We start from the raw sequence: 3,857 nt of genomic DNA, 5'->3' as shown, positions 1-3,857 counted from the left end.
CCGGCGCGCCGGGACGTCCCAGCCGCGCCTCGTCGGCGACCGTGCCGCCGCAGACGGCGTGCGGCCGCTGCGGCAGCCAGCCGACCCGGGCCTGCCAGCCGGCCGGGTCGACCCCGGCGAGGTCGACGCCGTCCACCAGCACCCGGCCGTGCGTGGGGCGCAGCGCCCCGCGCAGCAGCGCCAGCACGGTGCTCTTGCCCGCGCCGCTCGGGCCGACCAGCGCGACGATCTCACCCTGACGGATGGTCAGCTCGACCCGCCCGGCGCCGCGCAGGTCGACGCCGTCCAGCCGCAGGGTGTCGAACCGGGTGGGGGCCGGGCGCGAACCCGGCCGCGGCGGCGGCGTGGCGTCGAGCACGTCGAGCGCGGCGGCGGCGGCGGTCAGCCCGGACACGGTCGCGTGGTACTGCGCCCCCACCTGCCGCAGCGGCAGGTACACCTCCGGGGCGAGCAGCAGGACCAGCAGCCCGGCGCGCAGGTCGAGCGAGCCCGAGACCAGCCGCAGCCCCACCGACACCGCCACCAGCGCGACCGACAGCGTCGCGAGCAGTTCCAGCACGAACGACGACAGGAACGCCCAGCGCAGCGCCGCCATCGTCTGCCCCCGGTAGGCGTCGGTGATCCGGCGGATCACTGCCACCTGGGGCCGTGCCCGGTTGAAGATCCGCAGTGTCGGCAGGCCCTCGACGACGTCGAGGAAGTGCCCGGACAGCCGGCTGAGCACCGCCAGCTGCCGGTCGGTGCGGTTGCGGGTGGCCAGCCCCACCAACACCATGAAGATCGGTACCAGCGGCAGCACCACGGCCAGGACCCCTGCCGAGGCGAGATCCGCGCCAGCGATCCGGGCCAGCACGAACGGCGGGACGACCGCGACCATGACCAGCGCCGGCAGGAAGCGGGTCAGGTAGGCGTCCATGCCGTCCAGGCCGGCGCCCGCGGTGACCGCGAGCGCCCCCGCTCCCCCGTCACGATCACGATGGTCGCCGCCGGTACCGGCGGTCCGCTCGACGACCGCGCCGAGCATGGCCTGGCGCAGCCCGGCCGACACCGCCGGGCAGGTGCGCTCGGCGGTGCGCTCGGACAGCCAGACCACCACTGCCCGGGCGGCGGCGACCAGGACGAGCAGCGCGACGGCGCCCCCCGTCCCGGCGAGTACGGTCCCGGTGAGTACACCCGCCCCCACCTGCTGACCGGTCACCACGACGTCGGTCAGCAGGGTCCCCTGGAGGATCACCAGGGCGGCCGAGGCGACCGCGAGCGCCCCCAGCCGCAGCAGGTAGCCGCGCAGGGCCGGGGTGACCCGCAGCAGCCGCGGATCAACCGGCTTCATCAGATCCAACCAGCCGTCGTCGGAACACCCAGTACGACCACGCCTGGTAACCGAGGACGACCGGAGTGAACAGCACCGCCACCCACGTCATGATCGTTAGCGTGTAGTGCCCGGAGGCGGCGTCGCTGATGGTCAGGCTGTTCTCCGGCGCGCCGAGCGCCGGCAGCGCGTTCGGGTAGAGCGCGACGAACCAGCTCGCCACCATCAGCGCGATGGCGCCGGCCGTGCCGGCGAACGCCCAGCCGTCCCGCTCGTTGGACCAGGCCGCCGCCGCGCCGCCGAGCGCGGCCAGCGCCAGCGCCGACACCACGGCCACGAGCACCCCACCGCGCAGCGCGACCGTCCACCCGGCCAGCCCGGCCAGGGCGGCCAGCGCGGGCGGGATCAGAGCCCGGGTGACCTGGCGGGACCGGGCCCGGATCTCACCCCGGGTCTTCAGCGACAGGAACACCGCCCCGTGCAGGACGCACAGCAGCGCCGTGGTCACCCCGCCCAGCAGGGCATACGGGTTCAGCAGGTCGAAGAACCCGCTGGTCACCTGATGGTCGGGGGTCATCTCCAGGCCACGGACCATGTTGGTGCAGGCAACCCCGAACAGCAGCGCCGGCAGCGCCCCGCCGACCACGATCCCGCGGTCGCACCAGGCCCGCCCGGCCGCCGTGGTGGCCTTCCCCCGATATTCCAGGGAAACCCCGCGGACAATCAGCGAGACCAGGATGAGGAAAAGCGCCAGGTACGCTCCGCTGAACAGACTTGCGTACCATTCCGGAAAAGCGGCGAACATCGCACCGCCGGCGGTGAGCAGCCACACCTCGTTCGCGTCCCAGACCGGGCCGATGGTACCGAGCACCGCCCGGCGGTCGGTCTCGTTGTTACGGCCGATCACCGGTAGCAGGGCCGCGACACCGAAGTCGAAGCCCTCCAGGACGAAGAAGCCGACCCACAGGACGGCGACGAGCACGAACCAGAACTCCTCAAGCATCGCCCTACTCCTGATCCCGGGATGTCAGTAGGCCAGTGACGGCAATGCCTCGCCGGGCCGCGCTTCGCCGTCGATGGTCACGGTCGGGCTCAGCTCCGGGATCTCGTGCGTGCCGTGCCGCAGGAACAGGCGCAGCGCGACCACGGCAAGCCCGCCGTAGAGGACGGTGAAGCCGGCCAGTGTCAGGACCACCGCGGTGGTGGAGACGTTCGGGGAGACCGCGTCGGAGGTACGCAGCAGGCCGAACACCGACCACGGCTGGCGCCCCATCTCGGTGAAGATCCAGCCGGCGGTGTTCGCCGCGTACGGCAGCACGGTGGCGCCCACGAACGCCAGCAGCACATGGCGTCCGCCGGGCAGCCCGCCGCGGCGCATCCGCCACAGGCCGAAGGCCGCCAGGGCGAAGTAGACCCCACCCAGCGCCATCATGATCCGGAAACTCCAGAACGTGACGCCCATGACCGGTGTGTAGTCACCGGGGCCGTACTTGGCGACCGCGGCGGCCTGCAGGTCGTTGACCCCCTCCACCTCCGCGGTGAAGGAGTTCGTGGCCATGAACGACAGCATGTAGGGGATCTTGATGTCGATCTTGTTCTCGCCGTGGGAGACGTCCCCGTAGGCGAACAGGGACCAGCCCGCGCTCTTCTCGGTGTCCCACAGCGCCTCGGCGGAGGCCATCTTCATCGGCTGCTGCCTGGTCATGACCTGGCCCTGGAAGTGCCCGGAGAGCAGCACCCCCACCGACGCCACGGCACACACCACCAGGCCCAGCCGCACGGCCCGGCGGTGCAGGTCGACCTGCTGCCCCCTGCGCAGGTGCCAACAGGACAGCCCGACCAGCACCGCGCCCGCGGTGAGCAGCGAGGCGGACAGCACGTGCGGGAAGGTGACGATCTGCGTCGGGTTCGTCAGCGCCTTCCAGATCGAGGTGAGCTCGGCCCGACCGGTCTCCGGGTTGATCCGGTAGCCGACCGGGTGCTGCATCCACGAGTTCGCCGCCAGGATGAAGTAGGCGCTGATCACGGTGCCGAGCGAGGCCAGCCAGATGGTGGCCAGGTGGACGCGCTTGGGCAGCCGGTCCCAGCCGAAGATCCACAGGCCGAGGAAGGTCGACTCCAGGAAGAACGCGATCAGCGCCTCCATCGCCAGCGGCGGGCCGAAAACGTCCCCGACAAAGCGTGAGTAATCCGACCAGTTCATTCCGAACTGGAATTCCTGAACTATTCCTGTGACCACTCCCATGGCAAAGTTGATGAGCATCAGCTTGCCCCAGAAACGGGTCAGGCGGAGCCATTCGACACTGCCGGTCCGGACCCATGCGGTCTGCATGCCGGCGACCAGCAGCGAAAGTCCGATCGTCAGTGGGACGAACAGGAAGTGGTAGACGGTGGTGATCGCGAACTGCCAACGGGCAATCGTGTCCTGACTCATCTGTGTTCCTGGTTCATCGGTGTTCCTTTCAGCGACCGGGGAACTCCGGCTGCCGGCGGCACGAACACGTGACCGCGCCGCCGGCAGCCCGGGAAGGCTGGGCAGGGCGGGCCG

General features: G+C 71.1%; 3 protein-coding genes. All 3 read right to left on the bottom strand.

Annotated features, from left to right (window positions below):
- A partial coding sequence (locus tag CM1CMNOD_RS06105) for an ABC transporter ATP-binding protein/permease (protein ID WP_131773886.1) occupies positions 1-1,330 on the bottom strand: 1,330 nt, incomplete at its 3' end.
- Positions 1,317-2,312, bottom strand: a complete 996-nt coding sequence (gene cydB, locus CM1CMNOD_RS06100; protein ID WP_013872798.1) for a cytochrome d ubiquinol oxidase subunit II — start codon at positions 2,310-2,312, stop codon at positions 1,317-1,319. The genes cydB and CM1CMNOD_RS06105, both read right to left, overlap by 14 nt.
- Before the next feature lie 24 nt (positions 2,313-2,336).
- On the bottom strand, positions 2,337-3,743 hold the full coding sequence (locus CM1CMNOD_RS06095) for a cytochrome ubiquinol oxidase subunit I (protein WP_013872797.1): 1,407 nt from the start codon (positions 3,741-3,743) through the stop codon (positions 2,337-2,339).
- Between the last annotated feature and the right edge of the window lie 114 nt (positions 3,744-3,857).

This window comes from Protofrankia symbiont of Coriaria myrtifolia (assembly GCF_900634755.1).
GTDB lineage: Bacteria > Actinomycetota > Actinomycetes > Frankiales > Frankiaceae > Protofrankia > Protofrankia coriariae.
Note: the sequence above shows the minus strand (reverse complement) of the source record. Positions and strands in the feature narration are given on the sequence as shown.